Below are 22383 nucleotides of genomic sequence, written 5' to 3' on the forward strand. Positions count from 1 at the left end.
CTCGGATCAGGGTCCGGGGCTGAGTCGGTAGACCTGCTCATGCAGGCACGTCATGCGTCGCTTGAGAAATGCCGGAGATTCTTCGAGAACGTCCAGCCTGGCGAGGGATTCGACTCGGTAACGCGCATCGAAGAGCGCATGAACCTCCTCCGGCTGAACGGAGAAGGGCGGTCCAGGCCGCTCATGTTGGGCGTATTCCAGCGTCACGAGCAGGGTCGGGACCGGGATCGGCATCAGAGAGGCGAGCGTGTCGGCGTATCGCTGGCGCATCTCGGGCGGGAAGGCGATCAGCGAGGCCCGGTCGAATAGGGCGCCTACCCCGGCCAGATGCTCGGGCGTGAGCGCAAAGAAGTCGCCGCATAGGATGCGGAGCTCGTCGAGCTGATAGAGCCGAAAGGGTGGGATGTCGGTGACGATTGGCGTCAGTCCCTGCTCGGCGAAGATCTCTTGGACGGCCGTCTCGACCAGCTCGACCCCGATCACGCGGTGTCCCTGGCTGACCAGCCAGAGGAGATCCAGTGTTTTGCCGCACAGCGGGACGAAGACCAGGGTGTTCGCATCCACGCCGAGACTCGGCCAATATTCCTGAAGATGGGCGTTGATGTCGTCCTGGTGCCAGCCGATCTCGCGGCGCTGCCATCGTTCCAACCAAAATTCGGCGTCCATCGTGTGCGCAGGCCCTCTACCGTCGTCGTGAGTTGAAGCGCATCATCATAGGGCGTGTCTCGATATGGCGGTAGGTCTCCGCTTCTTCTGTGCACGCCTTTGTCCGTATCGCGCACGGTTGCTTTTCGCCGACCTGTTGACTTGGGTTAAGCTTGGGCGTAACTCGATCGCCTCATGCATGCGATGACGGCGTGACCCACTCCTCGCATCCGCTCGAACAGCGTCATATACGCGAACAGAATCATCATGTCTGAAATGCCTTCCGATCATTCGATGCCGTCCGCTTCCTGTCGATATCCACCCAAGCCCGATCTGGAGCTTGCCTTTCAGGCCGTGCGCAAGGCCCGGATTCCGCAGATTCCGGATGTCGTGTTCGCCTTGCGCGATGAGCTCGGACGTCCCGAGCCGGATATTCGGGTGGCGGCCGAACTCATTTCACGGGACGTGTCTCTGACCGGTCAGGTCATGAAGGCGGTCAATTCGCCGCTGTTCCGCTGTCGCACCAAGATCACCAATATGCATCAAGCGGTCACCATGATGGGGATCGCTCGCCTGACGAATCTGGTGACCGCTCAAGCGATCCAGCGCATGCTTGGCGTGACCGAGGGGCCGGCGCAGGTGGTTTGGGACGGCATGATGGTACGCGCCCGGGCGATACTCACGGTCGCCGAGGTGGTCGGCGGCGTGGCGCCCGACGAGGCGTTTCTGTTCGGCATCATGCAGAATGCCGGCAGCCTGATCTTCGTCGAGATGGCGCCCGACTATGGCGCTGAATGGGTGCTGCGCAACGAGACGGATCCGCTCGGTCTGATGGATTACGAACGTAAGCGTCTCGGTGTCGACCATGTGACCGTCGGTTTCCTGTTGGCCGGCAACTGGCGGCTTCCCGAGCACATCGCCTTGGCCATCTATCATCACCATGATTCGAATTTTGATTTTTCCGCCGATTCGGCAGTTGGTGTTCTGGTCGCGCTGTCCAAGCTTGCGCACTCTCTGGTCGCCATGAGTCTCGGCAACCCCGAGCATGTGGAGCTGCCGGCGGATCAGGAGCGCGCACTGCGCGACCTGGCGATCGATGACGAGGATTGGTTGGCTCTGTGCGATCGGGCCCAAGCGGGGGAGTGGGCCGCGCAATTGTGACGGATTGGCGCCCATCCAGGGATAGCCGCTATACTGCCTGGTTTTACCGGCCGGAGCCCACCATGATCGACATCAATCCGATCGCACACCAAATCAACGACCTGAAGGGACGCCTGGAGTCCCTCAGGGGGTATCTTTGACTACGCGGAACGTCAAGATCGTCTGACCGAGGTCCTGCGGGAGCTCGAAGATCCCGAGGTCTGGAACGATCCCAGTCGTGCGCAGGCGCTCGGTCGTGAGCGCGCGACCCTGGAGGCCGTGGTGTTGACCATCGACGAGATGACCTCAGCGCTGACGGATGCGGACGAGTTGCTCGAAATGGCGGCCGAGGAGGCCGACGAGGAGACGCTCACGTCCCTGGTTGCGGACCTCGAAACCTATGAGTCGCGCGTGGCCGAGCTCGAATTCCGTCGGATGTTCTCCGGCGAGATGGATTCGAAGAACGCCTTCGTCGACATCCAGGCCGGTTCCGGCGGAACCGAGGCCCAGGACTGGGCCGAGATGCTGCTGCGCATGTATCTGCGCTGGGGCGAGCGTCGCGGCTTCAAGACCGAGCTGATGGAGGCATCCCCAGGCGAGGTCGCCGGCATCAAGTCCGCGACCGTCAAGTTCGAGGGCGAGTACGCCTTCGGCTGGCTCCGTACCGAAACCGGCGTGCATCGTCTGGTGCGCAAGTCGCCGTTCGATTCGGGCAACCGTCGGCATACCTCCTTTGCCTCCTTGTTCGTCTCGCCCGAGGTCGATGACAGCGTCGAGATCGAGATCAACCCGGCCGATCTGCGCATCGACGTCTATCGCGCCAGCGGCGCTGGCGGTCAGCACGTCAACCGGACCGAATCGGCGGTGCGTATCACCCATTTGCCGACGAACATCGTGACCCAGTGTCAGAACGACCGCTCGCAGCACAAGAACAAAGACCAGGCCATGAAGCAGCTCAAGGCCAAGCTCTACGAGCTGGAGATGCAAAAGCGTCAGGCGAGCCAGCAGGCACTGGAGGACACCAAGTCCGACATCGGCTGGGGCAGCCAGATCCGCTCCTACGTGCTGGACCAGTCACGTATCAAGGATCTGCGTACCGGGGTGGAGATCGCGAATACCCAGTCCGTGCTGGACGGCAATCTCGATCCCTTTATCGAAGCCAGTCTCAAGAGCGGGCTCTAAATCCCAGAGAATTCATGCCGATGAGCCAACAGGCAGAACAGAACCCGAACCCTGACTCCAAGCCAGGCGCCAGCGAGGCGCTGGACGAGAACAAGCTGATCGCGCAACGGCGCGAGAAGCTGGCGCAGTTGCGCGCCCAGGGTGTCGCCTTCCCCAACGATTTTCGTCGCGATGCGCTCGCCGGCGACCTCCATGCCGCGCATGGAGACACGGATGTCGAAACCCTCGAAGCGCAGGGCGTTCGGGTCCGGATCGCCGGCCGTCTCATGACGCGCCGCGTCATGGGCAAGGCGAGCTTCGCCCACATCCAGGACATGTCGGGGCGCATCCAGCTCTTCGTCCAGCGCGATCAGATCGGGCAGGATGCCTACGCGTCCTTCAAGCGCGACCTGGATCTCGGCGACATCCTCGGTGCCGAGGGCGTGCTCTTCAAGACCAAGACCGGCGAGCTGTCCATCCGCTGCGAATCCATTCGGTTGCTGACCAAGGCGTTGCGACCGCTACCGGAGAAATTCCACGGTCTGACCGACATGGAGAGCCGCTATCGTCAGCGGTATCTGGATCTCATCATGAACTCCACCGCGCGCGAGACCTTTCGCGTGCGCACCGCCATCGTTCAGTTTATCCGCGATTATCTGAACGCCCGCAGCTTCCTGGAGGTCGAGACCCCAATGATGCAGGTGATTCCGGGCGGTGCCGTGGCGCGTCCCTTCGTCACCCATCACAATGCGCTCGACATGCAGCTGTTCCTGCGCATCGCGCCCGAACTCTTCCTCAAGCGTCTGGTGGTCGGCGGATTCGAGCGGGTTTACGAGATCAATCGCAATTTCCGCAACGAAGGCTTGTCGACGCGTCACAATCCCGAGTTCACCATGCTGGAGTTCTACGAGGCCTATGCGGACTACCGCGACCTCATGGACCTGACCGAGGACATGCTGCGCCGCATGGCCCTGGAAGTGCTCGGTCGCACCGAGATCCAGTATCAGGGCGAGAGCTACGACTTCGGCAAGCCTTTCGCTCGCATGAGCGTGCGTGACTCGATCCTGCGCTTCAATCCGGATCTGACCGCCGAGGATATCGACGATCTGGACCGGGCCAAGCAGGTGGCGGAGCGGCTCGGCATCAAGCTGAAACCGACCTGGGGGTTGGGCAAGGTACAGATCGAGATCTTCGAGATGACCGTCGAGAGTCGTCTCATGGATCCGACCTTCATCACGCGCTATCCGACCGAGGTCTCGCCGTTGGCGCGACGCAACGACGAAGATCCGTTCGTCACCGATCGTTTCGAGTTCTTCGTCGGCGGACGCGAGATCGCCAACGGATTCTCGGAGCTGAACGACGCGGAGGACCAGGCCGAGCGGTTCCGTCAGCAGGTGGCGGAAAAGGACGCGGGCGATCAGGAGGCGATGTACTACGACGCCGACTATGTCCGCGCTCTGGAGCACGGCATGCCGCCGACGGCGGGCGAGGGGATCGGTATCGACCGGCTGGTCATGCTCTTCACGGATTCGCCCTCGATCCGTGATGTCCTGCTGTTCCCGCACATGCGTCCGGAAACCTGATGCGATCGATCGCGAGGACGCGCCTCTGGACGCGTCCTCGCGGTGCACGATCATCAGTCCTTGCTGGGAAAGCCGTAGGGTGGGGGCTGTAGCTGGAGGGTCGGGCCGTCGTGCCCGAGCCTGGTTTCGCCGCTCTCGGCAGCGGCGATCTCGGCCACCGCCAGCAGGGCGAAACGTCCCTCGGACAGGGGGGCCGCATCGACGATCCAGCCGTTGCCCTGCTGCGAGGTGCTGGAGGATGCGTAAAGCTCGTCGCCGGGTTTCGGCTGGGCGGGCAGATCGGCCTCGGCCAGATACATGCGGCGTTTGAGTTTGCCGAGGAACTGCATTCGGGCGACGACCTCCTGGCCGGTATAGCAGCCCTTGTTGAAGCTGACGCCGTCGATGTGCTGCAGATTGAGCATCTGCGGGATGAATGTCTCGGCCGTCTCCGAATAGACGTTGGGTAGACCGGCCTGGATATCGAGTCGTCTCCAGGTGTCCGCGTTTGCCACGCCGCTCTGGTCGCTCAGGCGCTCCCAAAGCTGGCGCATGGGGTCGAACGGACCCAGGATTTCGAATCTGGGGACGTCGCCGGGGATTCGAATCAGCGTGATCCCATCGGCGGCGGTCACGTCATTCTCCATCTCGGGTACAGGCAGGTCCTGGTCCGCGAGTCGACGTGGTGCATCCTCGCCCGCAAGGCCGATGCGGATGCAGGTCTCGCTGGCGTCGGCGAGCGTCACCTTGCTGCGCAGCACGAAGATGCTCAGGCGTTTCAGGATGTCGGGGACGCGTTCGGCCGGTATCTGGAGATAGAAGGTGTCGTCGCGGCGGATCATGCGGAAGAGGGCAAGCAGGCGGCCCTTGTTGCTGCAATGACCGCTGAGCTGGCTACGGGTCGGCGAAAGCTCGCGGATGTCGTTAGTGAGCTGGCCTTGGAGAAAGGCCTCGGCATCGGCGCCCTGAATGGCGACGAGTCCGAGATGGGTGAGATCGATCAGCTGGCAGTTGCCGCCTGGACTCGCGTCTCTCTCTCGGGGCTGCTCGGCGAGAAAGGCTTGCCATTGTTTCATCATGTGGATGGGACCTCGATACGGATGATGCCGACGCGCGGCGTATGGATCGCTCGTTGAAGGCCGGATTCTGGTGACCCTATGCCGCTGGACGCCGCCGACTGGAGGCTGGCCTGTTCCGGTCGGGATGATACGCAAGGATGGTGGCGAACACCGAACGGCTCGTGCTGCCTGTAGCGGACGCGGAGCCTTCACTTCAGCTCGGCGTCGCGCATGGCCCGCCGAGACTATTGCACATTGTCCTCGCATTCGGGTCGATCACGGTCGAGCCCGGCTGCTCATACGGAGATAACAGCGTCTTGGCGACACATCAAGCCAATCCACCTGTCGACAGTCTGGTTCTCTACAAGAATCGGCCCGCCCGCGTTGCGAGCGTCGGCGAGAAGATCGAAATCGAGCTCGATGGCGATCAAAGCAAGCGGGTGCGTCCCAAGGACGTGGAGCTGCTTCATCCCGGTCCGCTACGCCGTTTGGCCGACCTGATTCCTCAGGAGGGCGAACTGACCGAGGCATGGGAACTGCTCGAAGGCACCGAGACGACTCTGCGGGATCTCGCCGAGTTGGCGTTCGACAGCTTCACCCCCTCGACGGCTTGGGCTGTCTGGGAGCGCGTCGCCGAGGGTTTGGCATTCGTCGGCACGCCATCCGCGATCCAGGTGCGCTCGCGCGAGCTCGTCGAGCGTGAGCGTGCCGAGCGCGAGGCGAAGCAGACCGCAGAGGCGGACTGGAAGGCGTTCCTGGAGCGCATGGGCGCCTCGGCGCCCACGGCGGAGGATGCCAAGCGTCTCGGCGAGGTGGAGCGGCTTGCGCTGGGCCGGATCGAGCACAGTCGTATCTTGGAGGCGCTGGGTCATCAATCGAGTCCGGAGAATGCCCATCGCGCATTGGTTCAGGTCGGCTACTGGCTCAAGAATCACAATCCCCATCCGTTGCGTTGTGGTGCGACGCTCGTCGACCCGGATCTGCCTGTTCCAGAACTCGGCACGGAGAACGCGCGTCTGGATTTGACCCATCTTCCCGCCTACGCCATCGATGACGAGGGCAACCAGGATCCAGACGATGCGCTGAGTCTCGACGGCGATCGGCTCTGGGTGCATGTGGCCGATGTCGCGGCCTTGGTGGAGGCCGGTAGCGATTTGGAGCGGGAGGCGCGCACGCGCGGCGCCAATCTCTATCTGCCCGAGGGCGTCGTCAATATGCTGCCCGCCGCTATCACGGAGCGGCTCGGTTTGGGACTGCACGAGGTTTCGCCCGCCTTGTCATTCGGGTTCCGTTGCGATGAGCAGGGCGAGCTTCGGGATATTCAGGTCGTGGCCTCTTGGGTTCGGGTCGAGCGGTGTACCTACGAGGGTGTCGAGACCCAGCTCGACCAATCGCCGTTCGCCGAAATGCTGGCGGTGGTCGAGCGCTTCCAGTCGCGGCGCAAGGCCAATGGCGCGAGCAGCCTGGCGCTTCCCGAGGTCAGCGTTCGCGTTCTGGATGGGCGGGTCACGATTCGTCCCTTGCCGCGTCTGCGCAGCCGGGAACTGGTGACGAATGCCATGCTCATGGCGGGTGAGGTGGCGGCACGGTTCTGTGCCGAGCGCGAGATCGCGATTCCCTTTGCGACCCAGGCGCCTCCGGACTCGGGAGCAGAGGCGGAGGATCTTGCGAGCATGTTCGCGCGCCGACGCTGCTTCAAGCCGACCCGTCTGGCGATGACGCCCGAGCCGCATTCGGGTTTAGGGCTTCCGATCTACACTCGGGCGACCAGTCCGCTGCGGCGTTATTCGGATCTGCTCGTCCATCAGCAGATTCGCGCCAGCCTCGCCGGACGCGACCTGCTCGGTGCCGAGTCTGTCCACGAGCGCGTGGCCGAAGCGGATGTGGCTTCCAAGGTGATTCGGCGCAGCGAGCGCTTTTCCAATCAGCATTGGAAGCTGGTGTTCCTGCGCGATCACTCGGGCTGGAAAGGAGAGGGTGTGGTCGTGGGAATCGAGGACAGAAAGGCGGTCGTGCTGGTTCCGGAGATTGCCCTTGAGACCCGAATCCGGTTCCGCGATCCGGTTGCGCTGAATCAGCGTGTACGCATCGCCCTGAACGAGGTCGATCTTCCCGGTCTGACGGCAAGCTTCCGCATCCTCTGATAGAGGCCGTCGGCGTGCTGGATTACTTGATTCAGGTCAATTGAGGCTCAAACGGGATCCGCTTAACCTTCGGGGCAAGGCGGATCCCGTTTGTTTTGAAAATTCCTCGGGGCGATTCGCGCGGCGTACCCGTATCCCTTACGTTCGGCTAAGCTCGAACCGGAAGAGGATGACCCGATTCAGGCTCGCCACTGACGCACTGCGCCGGTATCCAGATGCACGAAATTGGAGCGCGGATAATAGCCCACGCCGCCTCTGCTGAGTTCGATTGCCGTGTCGCGCAGATGTCGCGTCGACAGATCAGGGAAACGAATATCGATGGCCTGTCCCTTCAGATGAAGGCTTTTCTTGGCCACGCCGCTCGATGAGCGTCGCAACATGTTGTTGGTCGCAGGCGAACGGTAGGCGCTCAGAACGTGATAGCGGGCATCCGGGTCTCCGAGCGTGATCTTGAGGTCGTAGAGCAGATCGAGCAGACGGGGATCCATGGCGATGGTGTCGCCAGTGCGGAAATCGCGGAAGAAATAGTTGAGCCGCTGAAGGGCCGATCGCTGGTAGCGGTCACCGATGCGGTAGGTGACGTCGATACGGTCTTCGGTATGCAGGTGATAGAAGGATAGGACGCGAGGCTTATCGAAGGTCTTTCGTGCGAAAACGGGTGTTGCCGCTGTCGATAAGGCGAGTCCCAGGAAATAACGTCGATTCATGTTCCCCCCGGTACATTCGGGACGTTAACTAGCTAGAAGGCTCAAATTATAGAGACCGAGGCGCATAAATCAATTGAAATCGACATCCGGCGATGCGTTTGAAAAACTTAAAGTGTTACATGAAGAAAAAAATATAAATATTATGATTTGGAGGCGTTCTGTGTGCGTAGTTGATAAATAACGTAATTCGACCTTAAATGCATTGATAATTGTGATTTTTATGGCATTTTGTGTGTTTTGGTCGGGTATTTCGACCTTGGTACGTTGAGATTTTTCACTGAGCTGTATCGATGCGTGGGATACACTAGTACGGTCGATGGACTGGATAGTCATGTTCGCTGATTGCGGGGGTAAGCGATGCGCGGAACGAAGCGGATGCTTGGGGGACGGACGAGGGCGGTCGTGATCGCGGGGGCGATGGCGTTCCTAGGGCCAGGGGGGGCGGTTGCGGACGTCTTCAAATACGTGGACGGTTCGGGTAACGTCTATTTCACGGATACGCCGCTGAAAGGAAGCAGATACAAACTCGCATGGCATCGCGAGGCGAAAAAGCTCGTTCGCGAGAGCAAGCGGAAGTATGCCAGTTTGACCCAGGGTCGAACCCATGGCCAGGTCCGCTCCAGCAAGGCGCTACGCCAGCGGCGCGCGAGCTACGAGCATCTGGTGCAGGCGAACGCGCGCCGCTACAGACTTTCGCCGGCCTTGCTGCATGCCGTCATCCGGGCCGAATCGGCCTACAATCCATCGGCCGTCTCCTCCGCCGGGGCGCAGGGCATGATGCAGTTGATGCCGGCCACGGCGGCCCGTTACGGGGTTTCCGACAGCTTCGATCCGGTCGAGAACATCAGAGGTGGGGCGGCCTACCTGCGTTATCTGCTGGATCTCTTCGATAACGATCTACAACTGGCGGTCGCGGGCTATAACGCAGGCGAAGGGGCCGTGATGAAGTATGGCCGCAAGATTCCGCCCTATGCCGAGACGCAGAGCTATGTGCGCAAGGTGCTCCAGTACTATCGCGCCGAGCAGCCTGCCAGCATTGCCATGACCGTGCGCTGAGGAGCGCGATTCGTCCTTCGCTCGTCCCCCTCAATCCTCTCCGATCACGCGCTCGTCGCGCGGGATGGAGAGGAGCTTCTCCGCTTCTCCTTGCTGTTTCGCGAAAATGAGCCGGTATTCGATGCCCGTCTCGCGCGGTTCGTTGAGCCGTCGGTTGCGGACGATCTCACGCGCGTCTTGATAACGCTCCTTGGTGTCGAGGTGTTCAAGCTGGCGGGGCGGGGATATCTTATAAACAAAATAGGGCATGGCTTCGAGCGTCTTATGCGTTGAAATTCTTATGGTTACATCGGAATATTCGCGCGTTCGCGCGCTCCTTCCGTATGGTGTCGCCGCGTTAGTGCACAGGGCTCGGGGCCAAGTCTAACCCATCTCGTCGCGCTTCGATCCATTAGACCTCGGTAAAATTGTTGAGCGCATAAAGACAACCTGGGAGAGTCGGGGTTTCACGCGTGGTAGGGTTTCTCCGCCGATGTCCGTGTCCGCCAGGCGTTATCCTGGACGCGGGTTTGGAAGCAACTCGTACAGAAAACCGTTTCATCCGCTGCGTTCCATGTCGTACTGGGCGCGTCGCGATGACGCTGTCGAAAGGAGAGCCGGGCAATGATTACTCCAGTGGGTTCCGATGTCCTGAAGCCCTTGTTCGTCGACGATCCTGATCGCCATCAAGCCCTGATGCGCGAGGCCGAGACTCTTCCTCGGGTCGTCATCAGCTCCCAGGCCGCCGGTAACGCGGTCATGATGGGCGGCGGCTATTTCAGTCCGTTGGCCGGGTTCATGAATGTGGCGGATGCGGTGAGCGTCGCCGAGTCGATGCACACTCGGGACGGACGCTTCTTCCCCGTTCCGATCCTCTGCCTGCTTCAGGATGTGGATGCCATTCGCGGGGCGGATCGAATCGCGCTGCTCGATCCGAGCCTCGACGGCAACCCCCCGCTCGCGATCATGGACGTCGAGGCGATCGAACCGGTCACCGATGCCCAAATGGCTCTGATGACCGAGAAGGTCTACCGCACCCTGGATCCCGAACATCCGGGTGTCGCGACCTTCAACGCTCAGGGACGGTATGCCGTTTCCGGCTCCATTCAGGTCTTGAATTTTTCCTATTTTCAGAACGACTTCCCGAGTACATTTCGCACGGCGGTCGAGATCCGCAACGAAATCGCCGAGCGTGGCTGGAAACGGGTCGTCGCCTTTCAGACCCGCAACCCCATGCATCTCGCGCACGAGGAGCTCTGCCACATGGCCATGGAGCGGCTGGATTGCGACGGTCTGGTCATCCACATGCTGCTTGGCAAGCTCAAGCCGGGCGATATCCCGGCCTCGGTGCGCGACGCGGCCATTCGCACGATGGTCGAGCTCTACTTTCCGCCCAATAGCGCCATGGTGACGGGCTACGGCTTCGACATGCTCTACGCGGGTCCGCGCGAGGCCGTACTGCATGCCTATTTCCGCCAGAATATGGGTGCGACCCACTTCATCATCGGTCGCGATCACGCCGGTGTAGGCGACTATTACGGCGCCTTCGATGCCCAGACCATCTTCGAGGACGAGGTTCCGGAGGGTGCGTTGCAGATCGAGATCTTCCGTGCCGATCACACGGCCTATTCGAAGAAGCTCAACCGCGTCGTCATGATGTGCGAGGCGCCGGATCACACCAAGGACGATTTCGTCCTGCTGTCCGGAACCCGGGTGCGCGAGATGCTGGGGCAGGGTATCGCCCCGCCGCCCGAGTTCTCGCGCCCCGAGGTGGCGCAGATCCTGATCGACTATTACCAGACGCTTGATGCCTGAGCGTCTGGATCTGGCGCGGGAGAGATGCCGGTCAACGCAGGTTCTGCTTATAAGAGGGGATCTGGGCGTTGCGGGCCTTGGAGATGTTGGCGAATTCGAGCGTGACGCTCGCCAGTTCGACCCCTGAGAAATCGGTGTTGGTGAGGTTGGTGCGATGGAGGATGGCCCCGCCGAGGATGGCGTTGGTCAGATCGACATCGGTCAGGTCGGCGCGACTGAAGTTGGTATCCTGCGCCGAGATGTTGCGCAGCTTGGATCCGCGCAGGTCGGCACCCTCCAGATTGGCCAGATTGATGACCGCGAAGCCGTCGGGGGTGAGGCTGGTCAGATCGGCCTCGTGCATGCGGGCCTGGACCAGATTGGCGTCGTTCAGATGGGCGTCGCGCAGATCCGCGCGGCAGAGGTCGGCCTCGCGCAGATTGGCGCGGATCAGGAGCGCCTTGATGGCGACCATGCGCGACAGATCGCTGCCGTGGAAGTCCGTTCCGCGCAGGTCTGCATGGCTCACATTGGCGCCCTTGAGCGTGGCGTAGCGGATCTCGGCGCCACGTAGATCGGCACCGGTCAGTTGTGCGTCTGAGAGATCCGCGCCGTTCAGCATCGCGGCCCGCGAGGGTTGCTCCGATCCAAGGCGGGCGCGCGAGAGATCCGCCGAGCGCAGGTCGGCACCCTTGAGATTTGCGCCAACCAGGATTGCGTCGGCCAGCCGCGCGTGGGACAGGCTGGCGCCGGCTAGATCGCTCGATGTCAGATTGGCTCCGGTCAGATCCTGGCCGCTCAGGTCTGCGCCATTCAGGCGCATGTCGCGTAGGTCGGCTCCGGCGAGCGTCGACCCGTCGATGGCTTCCAAGACCTCTCCCGTTTCGCGATGCTTGATCTCGATCATGTCGCAGTTCCTGTGGATGGCGTCCGGGGGCGTCGGATCGATCGGCGGCAGGGATCCGATGCGATGATCCGACCACCTCACTATAGGCCATCCAGTATTCGGGCGGCGTTGCGGACGCAGATCGACAGTCGAGGTTTCCCTGGATACCATCCCACGGGTTTCGCGGGCGACGGGCCACATCACTGACCCTGGACCTTCGCGCGCGATCGACGCCACGATGACAAAGACCACCGAAGAGGCACATGACCATGAAGCTCGAAACCCTCGCCATCCACGCGGGGTTCGCCCCTGACCCGACCACTCGGGCAGCCGCCACGCCGATCTATCAGACCACCAGCTATACCTTCGACGATACCCAGTACGGTGCCGATCTGTTCGACCTCAAGATTCCGGGCAATATCTACACCCGCATCATGAACCCAACCAGCGACGTGCTCGAACAGCGTGTTGCAGCGATGGAGGGTGGCGTTGGCGGCTTGGCGGTGGCATCCGGTATGTCCGCCGTGACCTATGCCATCTTCACCCTGGCCCAGGCCGGCGACAACATCGTGGCGGTCTCCACGCTTTACGGTGGGAGTTACAACCTCTTCGCCCATACGCTGCCTCGGCTCGGAATCAAGGTGCGCTTCGCTGCGCCGAACGACATCGCCGGTATGGAGTCCCAGATCGACGCCAATACCAAGGCGGTTTTCTGCGAATCGATCGGCAATCCGGCCGGCAACGTGGCCGACATCCAGGCGATCGCCGACATGGCGCATGCGCACGGTGTGCCGCTGATCGTCGACAATACGGTGCCGAGCCCCTACCTCTGCCGTCCGTTCGAGCATGGTGCCGACATCGTGGTCCATGCCCTGACCAAGTACCTGGCCGGACATGGGACCACCATCGGCGGCATGCTGGTCGACTCGGGTAAGTTCCCCTGGGCCGAGCACGCCGATCGTTTCCCTATGCTCAACGAGCCCGACGTTTCCTATCACGGTGTGGTCTACACCAAGGAGTTCGGCCCGGCGGCCTTCATCGGGCGGGCTCGCGTGGTGCCGCTGCGCAACATGGGCGCAGCCATTTCGCCCTTCAACAGTTTCCTGGTGCTCCAGGGCATCGAGACCCTGCCGGTGCGCATGGATCGCCATTGCGAGAATGCCGTGACCGTCGCCAATTTCCTCAAGGACCACCCAGGCGTCGAGTGGGTGCGTTATGCCGGTCTCCCGGACAACCCGGACTATCCGTTGGTGCAGAAATACATGGATGGCGGCAAGGCGAGTTCCATTCTGTCATTCGGCATCAAGGGCGGTCGCGAGGCCGGGGCCAAGTTCGTCGATGCGCTGAAGCTCATCCTGCGTCTCGTCAACATCGGCGACTCCAAGACGCTCGCCTGCCATCCGGCGACCACCACGCATCGCCAGTTGTCGTCGGAAGAGCTGGCCCGGGCCGGGGTGTCCGAGGATCTGATCCGGCTCTCGATCGGCATCGAGCACGCCGACGACATCATTGCCGACCTGGATCAGGCCCTGGCCGCCGCCGCTCAGTGAAATCGGTCCTCGAGCCGCGACGATGAACGCGATCACCGGTCTCTTTCCGTTTTGGGCGCTGCTCGGGGTCGGTTGCGCCACTCTGTTCCCCGAGTGGTTCGTGGGCGCCAAGCCGGCGATCGTGCCGCTGTTGGGGCTGGTGATGTTCGGCATGGGGGCGACCCTCGATTCGAGCGGCTTCGCTCGGGTCGTGCGCCGTCCGCGCGGGGTGCTGATCGGTTTGGCGCTCCAGTACGGCGTCATGCCGCTGGCGGGTTGGTCGATCGGTATCGCCTTCGGGTTTCCGCCGGAGCTGCTGGTCGGGTTCGTCCTGCTCGGGGCCAGCCCCGGCGGGACGGCCTCGAACGTCATTTGCTATCTCGCGCGGGGCGATGTCGCCCTCTCGATCACGCTGACCACCGCCTCGACCCTGCTGGCGGTCGTGCTGACCCCCGCCTTGACCTGGCTCTATGTCGGGGAGCGGGTGCCCGTGCCCGCGTTGGATATGCTCTGGTCGATCGCCGAGATCATTCTCCTCCCTGTGGCCGCAGGTTTGCTGGTGCGGCGCTGGCTCGGGCCACGCATCGCGCCCGTGGAGCGGGTTTTCCCGTCGATCTCGGTTGGGGCCATCGTCCTCATCATCGCCATCATCGTGGCGCTCAACCGCAATCATCTCGCCGAGGTCGGATTGGTCGTCGCGTTTGCCGTCGTGCTGCACAATGCGATCGGTCTGGCGGTCGGCTATTGGATGGCCCGTGTGCTGCGAGAAGACGCGCAAAGCGCGCGGACCATCGCCATCGAGGTCGGGATGCAGAACTCGGGGCTCGCGGTCGCGCTCGCCATCAAGTATTTCTCCGCCGCGTCGGCACTGCCGGGCGCCATCTTTTCCATCTGGCACAATCTGTCCGGATCGCTCCTCGCCGCCTGGTGGTCGCGCCGACAGGCGTAGCCTGGGCGGAGCGCAGCGAACCCCAGGGTTCTACCGCGCTCGCCGATTCATCCGACAGCGGCACCACCTCATACCTCTGCGGCATCCCTGGATTCCGCTCGCGTTTCATCCAGCCTACAGGGTCTCAGGACGAGTGATTGCCGCATGCCGCAATGCGGGCAGACGGCTTCGGCATCGGGCAGCAAGCGGTCGCAGAGCGGGTTGACGCACCGCACCGCCGATTGGCTGGCGACGGTTTCGGCCATCTCGCTGGAGATTTTGCTCGACGAGGGCGAGGGACCTGATCTATCCGCCGTGCTGCTGGATCTGGGCTTGGAGCGGGGCTCTCCTGGGTGCTCTGACGCCATCTCGTGCGCGAGGCTGTAATACATTTCCTGGGACCAGAGTCGATCGCGGATCTCGCGGGTGTGATCGGCCGTATCCAGATTGGCCCGGATCCATTGACCCAGCGCGACGACCAGCAGACCCCCGAACGCTCCAATGCCCCCCAGGATAGCGACGAGCGGATCGCGCAGATGCCACGCCAATGCCGCCCCGAGCGTGAGTAGGACGACGAGTATCGACCAGCCAATGCCGGAGATCAGGCGCGCGACGAGCCGTGCCGTGCGATAGCTCGGGCGGCGTGTCGGATGGTGAGGCCCTCGACTCTGTTTCCGCATGATGTCTTCTTCTGGTGCTCGGTCGCGTCCGAGATGTGATCCGGCGATATTCCACCGTCTCAGCGATTGTCTCGCAAGGCGAAGGTCTTCCTGGGGCGGGCATCCGGGTCCCTTCGGTCGGCCAGGGCGGCAAAGATAGATTTTTGCTTATAGTTTAGATAAGAAATACGAAATATATTTATGCAAAAATTACCTGTAATCTTCATGGAAATATCGAGAGGGGGACAGGCCGAAGGACGCTCGAATCCCAAGGCTTCCCGTTGATATCGAGGGCATTCCGCCCGGTACAACAATCAATAACGACAACGAAGAGACGAATCACATGGCACTCGACCAGTCCAAGCGTTACGCCGATCTCAGCCTCAAAGAAGCCGATCTGATCGCCGGCGGCAAGCATATCCTCTGCGCCTACAAGATGAAGCCCAAGGTCGGCACCGGGTATCTGGAGGCCGCCGCGCACTTCGCCGCCGAGTCCTCGACCGGGACCAACGTCGAGGTCTGCACCACCGACGATTTCACCAAGGGCGTGGACGCGCTGGTCTACTACATCGACGAGAAGACCGAGGATATGCGCATCGCCTATCCGCTGGATCTCTTCGATCGCAACGTCACCGACGGTCGTATGATGCTGGTGTCCTTTCTGACGCTCACCATCGGCAACAACCAGGGCATGGGCGACATCGAGTACGGCCAGATGATCGACTTCTGGGTGCCGCCTCGCGCGCTCCAGCTGTTCGACGGCCCGTCCAAGAATATCGCCGACCTCTGGCGCATCCTCGGTCGTCCGGTCGAGGATGGCGGCTATATCGCCGGTACCATCATCAAACCCAAGCTGGGTCTGCGTCCCGAACCCTTCGCCGAGGCGGCCTACCAGTTCTGGTTGGGTGGCGACTTCATCAAGAACGACGAGCCGCAGGGCAATCAGACCTTCGCCCCGATCAAGAAGGTCATTCCTCTGGTCTATGACGCCATGAAGCGCGCTCAGGATGAGACTGGCGAGGCCAAGCTGTTCTCCATGAACATCACCGCCGACGACCACTTCGAGATGTGCGCCCGCGCCGATTTCGCGCTGGAGACCTTCGGTTCCGACGCCGACAAGCTCGCCTTCCTGGTCGACGGTTTCGTCGGCGGCCCCGGCATGATCACCACCGCGCGCCGTCAGTATCCCAACCAGTACCTGCACTATCACCGCGCCGGTCACGGCATGATCACCTCGCCGTCGTCCAAGCGCGGCTACACGGCCTTCGTGCTGGCCAAGATGGCGCGCTTGCAGGGCGCTTCAGGCATCCATGTCGGGACCATGGGCTACGGCAAGATGGAGGGTGGGGCTGATGACCGCGTCATCGCCTACATGATCGAACGCGATGCCTGCGAGGGTCCGATCTACTACCAGGAGTGGTACGGCATGAAGGCCACCACCCCGATCATCTCCGGCGGCATGAACGCATTGCGTCTGCCCGGCTTCTTCAAGAACCTGGGCCACGGCAACGTCATCAACACCGCCGGCGGTGGCTCCTACGGCCATCTCGATTCCCCGGCGGCCGGTGCCAAGTCGCTGCGTCAGGCCTACGAGTGCTGGAAGGCTGGTGCCGATCCGATCGAGTACGCCAAGGAGCATAAGGAGTTCGCGCGCGCCTTCGCCTCCTTCCCGCACGACGCCGATGCGCTCTTCCCGGGCTGGCGCGAGCAGTTGGGGTCCTTCGCGACCGAGGCCTGATCCGCCTCCGCAAGATCGACCTGGAGCCCCCGCGATGCGGGGGTTTCGCGTTTGGGGCCGGCGGTTCCGAGACTGGTTGCCGTTTGGCTTTTGCGCGCGTCGCACCAAGATCCCGACGGAACATCGATCGTGCGATATTTGGAGGAGCACTATGACCCGCACCGTCGCCACGCTGCTCGGCCTCGCCCTGTTCTTGCTCGTCGGATCCGGACTGGCGCGCGCAACCCCGGATCTCGGCGCCAGACTCGAAGGCTTCGACTATCCCTATCAGGTCAGGTTCTACCGCTTCGATTCCCAGGGCCAATCCCTGGAAATGGCCTATCTGGACGTGGCACCGTCCGAGGGGCGGTCGAACGGACGCAGCGTTCTGCTGCTGCACGGCAAGAATTTCTGCGCCGCGACCTGGGAGGGTGTCATCTCGGCCCTGCATGAGGCCGGCTTTCGGGTCATCGCGCCCGATCAGATCGGTTTCTGCAAATCCTCGAAACCGCGTCGCTATCAGTTCAGCTTCAACCAGCTCGCGGCCAACACCCATGCATTGCTCGATGCGCTCGGGGTCGAGCGGCCGATCGTCATGGGGCATTCGATGGGCGGCATGCTGGCGGTGCGCTATGTCCTCCAGTATCCCGATCAGGTCGAGCGGCTGGTGCTGGCCAATCCGATCGGGCTGGAAGACTGGCTGGAGAAGGGCGTTCCCTATCGCACGATCGATCAGTGGTACCAAGGCCAGTTGAAGACGAGCGCGGACGGCATTCGGGCCTATCAGCGAGACACCTATTACGCGGGCGGCTGGGAGCCGCGCTACGATCGCTGGGTCGAGATGCTCGCCGGGCAGTTCGAGGGCGATCGGGATCTGATGGCCTGGGAGTCGGCCTTGACCTACGACATGATCCTGACCCAGCCGGTGGTGCACCAGTTCGGCGATATCGCCGTGCCGACCCTGCTGCTGATCGGCGAGCAGGACAACACGGCGATCGGCAAATCGGTCGCCCCGGAGGCGGTCGCGCGGACCCTCGGCGACTATCCGGTGCTCGCCCGCGAGGCCGCCGCACGTATCCCGAACGCCACCCTGGTCACCTTTTCCGACCTGGGGCATTCACCGCAGATCCAGGATCCGGAACGCTTCAATCGCACGCTTCTAGATCATCTCCTCAAGACGTCTCCCGGCGCCGCGCCGAGATAGGCGCGTCGTCGGGCGCCAGTCTCTTGGCGGCTCAGCCCTTGCCGAGCATCCGCTGGATCGGGCTGTAGACCGTGAGCGCGGCGGCGCCCGCCAGCAGGCCGGCGAGGGCGTTGACGAGCAGGGGCGCGATGGCCGACAGGGCCGGTCCGATCGCGGGGATGGCGTTGAATGCCGCGCCGATCTGATCGGTCAGATGGTGGGTCATGGGGAGGCCGTGCAGGATGATGCCGCCGCCGACCAGGAACATGGCGATGGTCCCCGCGATCGAGAGCCCCTTCATCAGGAGCGGTGCGGCGTGTAGCAGTCCGCGTCCGATCCCGCGCAGGGTCTCGCCGAGCGGGCCGTCCTGATCGCGTCGGCTCAGATAGAGCCCGGCATCGTCCAGCTTGACGATGCCGGCGACCAGTCCGTAGACGCCCGCAGTTATGAGGATGGCGATGCCGCTCAGGACCAGGAGTTGAGTGAGTAGACTCGCCGATTCGACCGTGCCGAGTGTGATGACGATGATCTCGGCCGAGAGGATGAAATCGGTGCGGATCGCGCCCTTGATCTTGTTGCGTTCCAGTGCGGCCAGGTCGGTGTTCGGGTTTGCGAGCGCGGCCGCCAGCTCGGCGCGTTGCTGGTCGTCCGAGGGTCGATGGCGAACGGCGTGGGCGACCTTTTCGAATCCCTCGAAACAGAGATAGAGACCGCCGACCATCAGCAGCGGCACGATGGCCCAGGGCGCCAATGCGCTGATGGTCAGAGCGAGCGGGACCGGGATCGCCTTGTTGATCAGCGAGCCCTTGAAGACGGCCCAGACCACGGGCAGTTCGCGCTCGGCGCGGACGCCTTGCACCTGCTCCGCGTTGAGCGCCAGGTCGTCGCCGAGCACGCTGGCGGTCTTGCGGGCCGCGACCTTGGCGAGTAGCGAGACGTCGTCGAGAACGGAGGCGATGTCGTCGAGCAAGGCGAGCAGGCTGGTGGCCATGATGCGAGTGCGTCCTGTGGTCGGGGAGTGATCGCGGAAATCTGTCACAGCAGGGCGACTTGTGTCGAGCGTCGCGAGGCGCGAGAATCCGCTGCTATTTTTGAACGATTCCATCGAGATGACGACCATGCCTGATCCACAACGCTTTTTATACCCATTGACCTTTCCGCTACGGCTGGTGCCGGGCGTGCTGCACAGTCGGGCGCTCGCCGGTATTCTCAACCAGGTCATGAAAGAGGCATTGGCGGAGGGTGAGCTCGATTTCCTCGAAGGGCGTCGCATGGCGATCGAGATCGAAGACATCGGCGTGCGTTACCGCCTCGGTCTGACCGAGGGGCGCATCCGGGGCTATGGTGACGATACGCCGCCCGATTCCAGCATCTCTGGCGGACTGCACGAGTTCCTGTTGTTGGCCGCCCGTCGCGAGGACGCGGACACGCTCTTCTTTCAGCGCCGGTTGCGGATGTCGGGCGACACCGAACTGGGGCTGTATCTCAAGAACTTCCTCGATGCCTTCGAGCCGCCGGAGAAGTATCAGCCCTTGATGCGGGGGCTGGAGAAGATGGCGAGCATCCGCTTTCCGGGCAAGTCCTGATTCCCGCAAAACGCCTGTCTCGACGGTTGTGAGCCGTCGATGAGCCGAGCTGGCATGCCGCGCGGAGTTTTTGGCTTCCGGTTGCGCGTTCGGCATCAAAAAAGGCGAGCCGGGATCCCCGGCTCGCCCTCATGCGAGGCCAATAGCGCGCCTTCGTTCCTGTCTCAGCGAATAACCCCCGGTTCGTCCTTGAGCAGATAGGCCTCTTCCTCGGGGCTCAAATCCACGTCGTCGAATCCGCTGATCATGGGCATCACGTGCTCTTTGAAGGAGTGCCCCGTGGTGAGCATGTAGACGTGGATCATGACGAAGACGAGGATCGTGAAGGCCGCACCCGTGTGCACCAGCGCCACGCCGTTCAGCAATTGGGTGGCATGGGGGATGTCCCGCCACAGGAAATAGAAGAGATAGACCAGGCCCGAGATCCAGATCAGCGGGAAGAGCACGATCTTGAGCATCAGATAGGCCAGTGCCTGTAGCGGGTTGTGCTTGCGCCAGTACGCCTTGCGATAGGGATGATGCTCGCCCTGAAAGATGCCGAAGCTGTAGAAGCGCAGCACTTGCCACATGCCCTTGACGGTCGGGATGAAGTGGCGCCAGTTCCGGGTGGTGAAGAGCCAGAAGATGCTGAAGGCCCAGAGCAGCAGGAGCAGGAAGGCCGCGAGTGTATGGATGGTCACCGCCTGCTTGAAGTCGAGCAGATGATGGAATCCGTGCAGCCCGAATCCGCTGAACATGAGGACGAGGATCAGAAACATCTGCGTCCAGTGCCAGAAACGCTCGAACAGGCTGAAGATTCTTACACGACGAATGGTCATCAGTGCTTGGCTCCCTTGGGCGAGAAGAGGCGGACCAGGGCGTGGCCCAGGATCACGAGGAAGGTTCCGGCAACCGAGATGATGCCGATCAGATCGAGCCAGCGGTTGTTGTCCCGGCCCGGCATGTAGACGCCTTCGACTCCTTGGAGTCGTCCATTCTTGGAATGGCAGTCGGCGCAGTCGAGGGCCTGTTCCTTGGGTGCAACCATGTGGGTGATGGGCCAGTAGGAATAGGTTTCGACGAATCCGTATTCGCCCGAGTAGGGAAGATTGAACGCCTTCATGCCATGGGCGATCGATTTGCCCATGTCATAGTTGCCCCAGTAGGAATCGTCGTCCTCGCCCCAGAGATGGTTGTAGACCAGTGTGCCGTTACCCATGTCGGCAGGCATCCAGGTCGTCATCTTCTTGAACGGCCAGATCCGCGACCTGGAATCCTCGCGCGAGCCGGTGAAGTCGTTGATCGCGACGGGCTTGGTGATGTCGAACTTGGTGTCGATGGTGGTGTAGTTCATCTGGCCGTCGAACCAGCGATAGAGCGGTACCAGATTCTCGCCGTAGGTGAAGGTCCCCTTGATCGACTTGTAGGTGTAACGCTCCTCGCCGTTGCCCTGGGTGTAGCCGTGCTCGTGATAGCCCTCGCCGTTGCGGGTCTTGCCGGCGGTGCGCCAATCCCAGTCGGTGATGGTTGCCACGCCGCCGCGGGCGAACTCGGGGATGTGGCAGGTCTGGCAGGCGACGCTGGAAATATGATCGTTGAGCTTGAAGGGCGCCAGCGAGTTGATTGGGTGCGGGGATGTGCCATGACAGGATTCGCAGGTCGCCACGTCGCGGCGTTCGCCTGGTTTGCCGGTGCCGCCTTGATCCTTGGCGATGACGTGATAGCGGCTGCCGGCCCAGACGTGGGATTTGGTGATATGGCAGGCGGTACAGGCGAAGTTGAGCCCCTTGGCGTCCATGTGCACGTCGAGCTCGCGGGGTGGATCCGTCATGGCCGAGGAGAGGTCGCCGTGCTTGACGTTGTCTCCGCCGCCTCCGTGGAAATGACAGGTGCCGCAATTGGCACGCTGCGGCAGGCCAACGCTTTCGGCGACCAGGTTGTAATCGATCGGGGCGCGTCCTTCGAACATGACCGAGCAGGCGGGGCTTCCGGCGCTGTTGGGCGTCTTGTAATAGGTTCCGGTCGTGTCGTGACAGACCAGACAGTCGATGTTGTCTTCGTTGGTGAAGTCGAAGCTTTCGTCCTTCCAACCGTAGCCTGCATGGCATTGGGCGCACATGCCTTCGTTGCCGCGTGCATTGGTGCAGAAATTGTTGATGAGGTGCTTCTTGCCGAGCAGTTGACCGGTGTCTGGATTGCGATACTCCCAAGTCCAGTGGATGTTCTTCATGAAGTGCTTGCCGGTCTCGGTGTGGCAGCTCAGGCAAGCCTTGGTGACCTCCGGGCCGGAGGCGAAGGGCTGCTTTAGGACTTCGTACTTGGTGTGATCGCCGGTGCCGCCGGTGAGCGGTCCGGAGACCTGATCGGGCGGCTTGGACGCAGGTGGCGTGGGCCATTGATCCGTGGCTTGAGTCGTAGTCAGTACGAGCGTGCCCAGCAGGCATGCCAGGACGTGTCCGGAAAAGGGTCGCATAGCGCGTGCTCCGCAAGTAATGGCCTGATGGACCTGGTGCATCGGCGATCTTGACGTCGCCTGACGCACACAATGCAGTCGCATGCTGATGTCACGGACTCGACATGTCCATGACATACGACAAGCTAGAGGCTTGGGCTGAGGTGCTATGGCTCTGGATTGCCCGACGGGAAGGGGCTGGCGAGACGGCGGGCTGA

Annotated in this window: 20 protein-coding genes; 11 read left to right on the forward strand and 9 right to left on the reverse strand. The window is 62.2% G+C overall.

Going from position 1 to position 22383, the window contains the following annotated elements:
- Window positions 1-6: 6 nt before the first annotated feature.
- Window positions 7-666 (reverse strand): thiopurine S-methyltransferase, encoded by a 660-nt coding sequence (locus tag ACFSJC_RS01900; RefSeq protein ID WP_386022400.1) that lies wholly within the window; start codon window positions 664-666, stop codon window positions 7-9.
- Window positions 667-912: 246 nt separating this feature from the next.
- Between ACFSJC_RS01900 and ACFSJC_RS01905 the strand changes: the two genes are divergently transcribed.
- The 3 genes from ACFSJC_RS01905 (at window position 913) to lysS (ending at window position 4529) form a co-directional block, all read left to right on the forward strand.
- A complete protein-coding gene (locus ACFSJC_RS01905) occupies window positions 913-1806 on the forward strand; it encodes an HDOD domain-containing protein (protein WP_386022403.1) in 894 nt (297 codons plus the stop codon).
- Between the two features lie 62 nt (window positions 1807-1868).
- Window positions 1869-2967, forward strand: a protein-coding gene (gene prfB, locus ACFSJC_RS01910; protein WP_386022406.1) for a peptide chain release factor 2 whose coding sequence is annotated in 2 segments (ribosomal slippage) — window positions 1869-1943 and window positions 1945-2967 — 1098 coding nt in all. Because the reading frame shifts where the segments join, the coding sequence is not laid out codon by codon here.
- Between the two features lie 20 nt (window positions 2968-2987).
- Window positions 2988-4529 (forward strand): lysine--tRNA ligase, encoded by a 1542-nt coding sequence (lysS, locus tag ACFSJC_RS01915; protein WP_386022409.1) that lies wholly within the window; start codon window positions 2988-2990, stop codon window positions 4527-4529.
- 53 nt (window positions 4530-4582) lie between these two features.
- On the opposite strand, the gene ygfZ is transcribed toward lysS, so the two are convergent.
- Window positions 4583-5587 (reverse strand): CAF17-like 4Fe-4S cluster assembly/insertion protein YgfZ, encoded by a 1005-nt coding sequence (ygfZ, locus tag ACFSJC_RS01920; protein ID WP_386022412.1) that lies wholly within the window; start codon window positions 5585-5587, stop codon window positions 4583-4585.
- 296 nt (window positions 5588-5883) lie between these two features.
- Between ygfZ and ACFSJC_RS01925 the strand changes: the two genes are divergently transcribed.
- Complete coding sequence (locus ACFSJC_RS01925) at window positions 5884-7710, forward strand: RNB domain-containing ribonuclease (RefSeq protein ID WP_386022414.1); 1827 nt, start codon at window positions 5884-5886, stop codon at window positions 7708-7710.
- 179 nt (window positions 7711-7889) lie between these two features.
- Here the strand turns inward: ACFSJC_RS01925 and mepK are convergent, their stop codons facing one another.
- Complete coding sequence (mepK, locus tag ACFSJC_RS01930; protein ID WP_386022417.1) at window positions 7890-8417, reverse strand: peptidoglycan L,D-endopeptidase MepK; 528 nt, start codon at window positions 8415-8417, stop codon at window positions 7890-7892.
- A 357-nt stretch (window positions 8418-8774) separates the two neighbouring features.
- On the opposite strand from mepK, the gene ACFSJC_RS01935 reads away from it, so the two are divergent.
- Window positions 8775-9473 (forward strand): transglycosylase SLT domain-containing protein, encoded by a 699-nt coding sequence (locus ACFSJC_RS01935; RefSeq protein WP_386022419.1) that lies wholly within the window; start codon window positions 8775-8777, stop codon window positions 9471-9473.
- Between the two features lie 30 nt (window positions 9474-9503).
- Here ACFSJC_RS01935 and ACFSJC_RS01940 read toward each other — a convergent pair whose 3' ends face one another.
- Window positions 9504-9722: a hypothetical protein gene (locus ACFSJC_RS01940; RefSeq protein WP_386022422.1), complete on the reverse strand. Its 219-nt coding sequence runs from the start codon at window positions 9720-9722 to the stop codon at window positions 9504-9506.
- Between the two features lie 354 nt (window positions 9723-10076).
- On the opposite strand from ACFSJC_RS01940, the gene sat reads away from it, so the two are divergent.
- Window positions 10077-11267, forward strand: coding sequence for a sulfate adenylyltransferase (gene sat / locus ACFSJC_RS01945; protein WP_386022425.1), 1191 nt, complete (start codon window positions 10077-10079; stop codon window positions 11265-11267).
- A gap of 31 nt (window positions 11268-11298) precedes the next feature.
- Here the strand turns inward: sat and ACFSJC_RS01950 are convergent, their stop codons facing one another.
- Window positions 11299-12153 carry a pentapeptide repeat-containing protein gene (locus ACFSJC_RS01950; RefSeq protein ID WP_386022428.1) on the reverse strand — a complete coding sequence of 285 codons (855 nt, stop codon included), beginning with the start codon at window positions 12151-12153 and terminating at the stop codon, window positions 11299-11301.
- Between the two features lie 248 nt (window positions 12154-12401).
- On the opposite strand from ACFSJC_RS01950, the gene ACFSJC_RS01955 reads away from it, so the two are divergent.
- Window positions 12402-13682, forward strand: coding sequence for a bifunctional O-acetylhomoserine aminocarboxypropyltransferase/cysteine synthase (locus tag ACFSJC_RS01955; protein ID WP_386022430.1), 1281 nt, complete (start codon window positions 12402-12404; stop codon window positions 13680-13682).
- Between the two features lie 22 nt (window positions 13683-13704).
- Entirely contained in the window at window positions 13705-14610 is a 906-nt protein-coding gene (locus tag ACFSJC_RS01960; RefSeq protein ID WP_386022433.1) for a bile acid:sodium symporter family protein, read from the forward strand.
- 68 nt (window positions 14611-14678) lie between these two features.
- Here the strand turns inward: ACFSJC_RS01960 and ACFSJC_RS01965 are convergent, their stop codons facing one another.
- On the reverse strand, window positions 14679-15269 hold the full coding sequence (locus tag ACFSJC_RS01965; protein WP_386022436.1) for a hypothetical protein: 591 nt from the start codon (window positions 15267-15269) through the stop codon (window positions 14679-14681).
- A 322-nt stretch (window positions 15270-15591) separates the two neighbouring features.
- Here ACFSJC_RS01965 and ACFSJC_RS01970 point away from each other — a divergent pair, with 322 nt between their 5' ends.
- A complete protein-coding gene (locus ACFSJC_RS01970) occupies window positions 15592-16986 on the forward strand; it encodes a ribulose-bisphosphate carboxylase (protein WP_386022438.1) in 1395 nt (464 codons plus the stop codon).
- 151 nt (window positions 16987-17137) lie between these two features.
- Window positions 17138-18169: an alpha/beta fold hydrolase gene (locus ACFSJC_RS01975; RefSeq protein ID WP_386022441.1), complete on the forward strand. Its 1032-nt coding sequence runs from the start codon at window positions 17138-17140 to the stop codon at window positions 18167-18169.
- A gap of 31 nt (window positions 18170-18200) precedes the next feature.
- Here the strand turns inward: ACFSJC_RS01975 and ACFSJC_RS01980 are convergent, their stop codons facing one another.
- A complete protein-coding gene (locus ACFSJC_RS01980) occupies window positions 18201-19139 on the reverse strand; it encodes a DUF808 domain-containing protein (protein WP_386022443.1) in 939 nt (312 codons plus the stop codon).
- 127 nt (window positions 19140-19266) lie between these two features.
- On the opposite strand from ACFSJC_RS01980, the gene ubiT reads away from it, so the two are divergent.
- Window positions 19267-19734, forward strand: coding sequence for a ubiquinone anaerobic biosynthesis accessory factor UbiT (ubiT, locus tag ACFSJC_RS01985; RefSeq protein WP_386022446.1), 468 nt, complete (start codon window positions 19267-19269; stop codon window positions 19732-19734).
- 164 nt (window positions 19735-19898) lie between these two features.
- On the opposite strand, the gene ACFSJC_RS01990 is transcribed toward ubiT, so the two are convergent.
- Window positions 19899-20552 (reverse strand): cytochrome b/b6 domain-containing protein, encoded by a 654-nt coding sequence (locus tag ACFSJC_RS01990; RefSeq protein ID WP_386022448.1) that lies wholly within the window; start codon window positions 20550-20552, stop codon window positions 19899-19901.
- A complete protein-coding gene (locus ACFSJC_RS01995) occupies window positions 20552-22186 on the reverse strand; it encodes a tetrathionate reductase family octaheme c-type cytochrome (protein ID WP_386022450.1) in 1635 nt (544 codons plus the stop codon). The genes ACFSJC_RS01990 and ACFSJC_RS01995 overlap by 1 nt, the downstream gene beginning before the upstream one ends.
- Between the last annotated feature and the right edge of the window lie 197 nt (window positions 22187-22383).

Origin of the sequence: Thiorhodococcus fuscus, assembly GCF_042682685.1 — a bacterium.
Lineage (GTDB): Bacteria > Pseudomonadota > Gammaproteobacteria > Chromatiales > Chromatiaceae > Imhoffiella > Imhoffiella fuscus.

Coding starts and splice junctions, on each gene's coding strand:
- ACFSJC_RS01900 (WP_386022400.1), bottom strand. CDS start 666: ATGGACGCCGAATTTTGGTTGGAACGATGGCAGCGCCGCGAGATCGGC.
- ACFSJC_RS01905 (WP_386022403.1), top strand. CDS start 913: ATGTCTGAAATGCCTTCCGATCATTCGATGCCGTCCGCTTCCTGTCGA.
- lysS (WP_386022409.1), top strand. CDS start 2,988: ATGAGCCAACAGGCAGAACAGAACCCGAACCCTGACTCCAAGCCAGGC.
- ygfZ (WP_386022412.1), bottom strand. CDS start 5,587: ATGATGAAACAATGGCAAGCCTTTCTCGCCGAGCAGCCCCGAGAGAGA.
- mepK (WP_386022417.1), bottom strand. CDS start 8,417: ATGAATCGACGTTATTTCCTGGGACTCGCCTTATCGACAGCGGCAACA.
- ACFSJC_RS01935 (WP_386022419.1), top strand. CDS start 8,775: ATGCGCGGAACGAAGCGGATGCTTGGGGGACGGACGAGGGCGGTCGTG.
- ACFSJC_RS01940 (WP_386022422.1), bottom strand. CDS start 9,722: ATGCCCTATTTTGTTTATAAGATATCCCCGCCCCGCCAGCTTGAACAC.
- sat (WP_386022425.1), top strand. CDS start 10,077: ATGATTACTCCAGTGGGTTCCGATGTCCTGAAGCCCTTGTTCGTCGAC.
- ACFSJC_RS01950 (WP_386022428.1), bottom strand. CDS start 12,153: ATGATCGAGATCAAGCATCGCGAAACGGGAGAGGTCTTGGAAGCCATC.
- ACFSJC_RS01955 (WP_386022430.1), top strand. CDS start 12,402: ATGAAGCTCGAAACCCTCGCCATCCACGCGGGGTTCGCCCCTGACCCG.
- ACFSJC_RS01960 (WP_386022433.1), top strand. CDS start 13,705: ATGAACGCGATCACCGGTCTCTTTCCGTTTTGGGCGCTGCTCGGGGTC.
- ACFSJC_RS01965 (WP_386022436.1), bottom strand. CDS start 15,269: ATGCGGAAACAGAGTCGAGGGCCTCACCATCCGACACGCCGCCCGAGC.
- ACFSJC_RS01970 (WP_386022438.1), top strand. CDS start 15,592: ATGGCACTCGACCAGTCCAAGCGTTACGCCGATCTCAGCCTCAAAGAA.
- ACFSJC_RS01975 (WP_386022441.1), top strand. CDS start 17,138: ATGACCCGCACCGTCGCCACGCTGCTCGGCCTCGCCCTGTTCTTGCTC.
- ACFSJC_RS01980 (WP_386022443.1), bottom strand. CDS start 19,139: ATGGCCACCAGCCTGCTCGCCTTGCTCGACGACATCGCCTCCGTTCTC.
- ubiT (WP_386022446.1), top strand. CDS start 19,267: ATGCCTGATCCACAACGCTTTTTATACCCATTGACCTTTCCGCTACGG.
- ACFSJC_RS01990 (WP_386022448.1), bottom strand. CDS start 20,552: ATGACCATTCGTCGTGTAAGAATCTTCAGCCTGTTCGAGCGTTTCTGG.
- ACFSJC_RS01995 (WP_386022450.1), bottom strand. CDS start 22,186: ATGCGACCCTTTTCCGGACACGTCCTGGCATGCCTGCTGGGCACGCTC.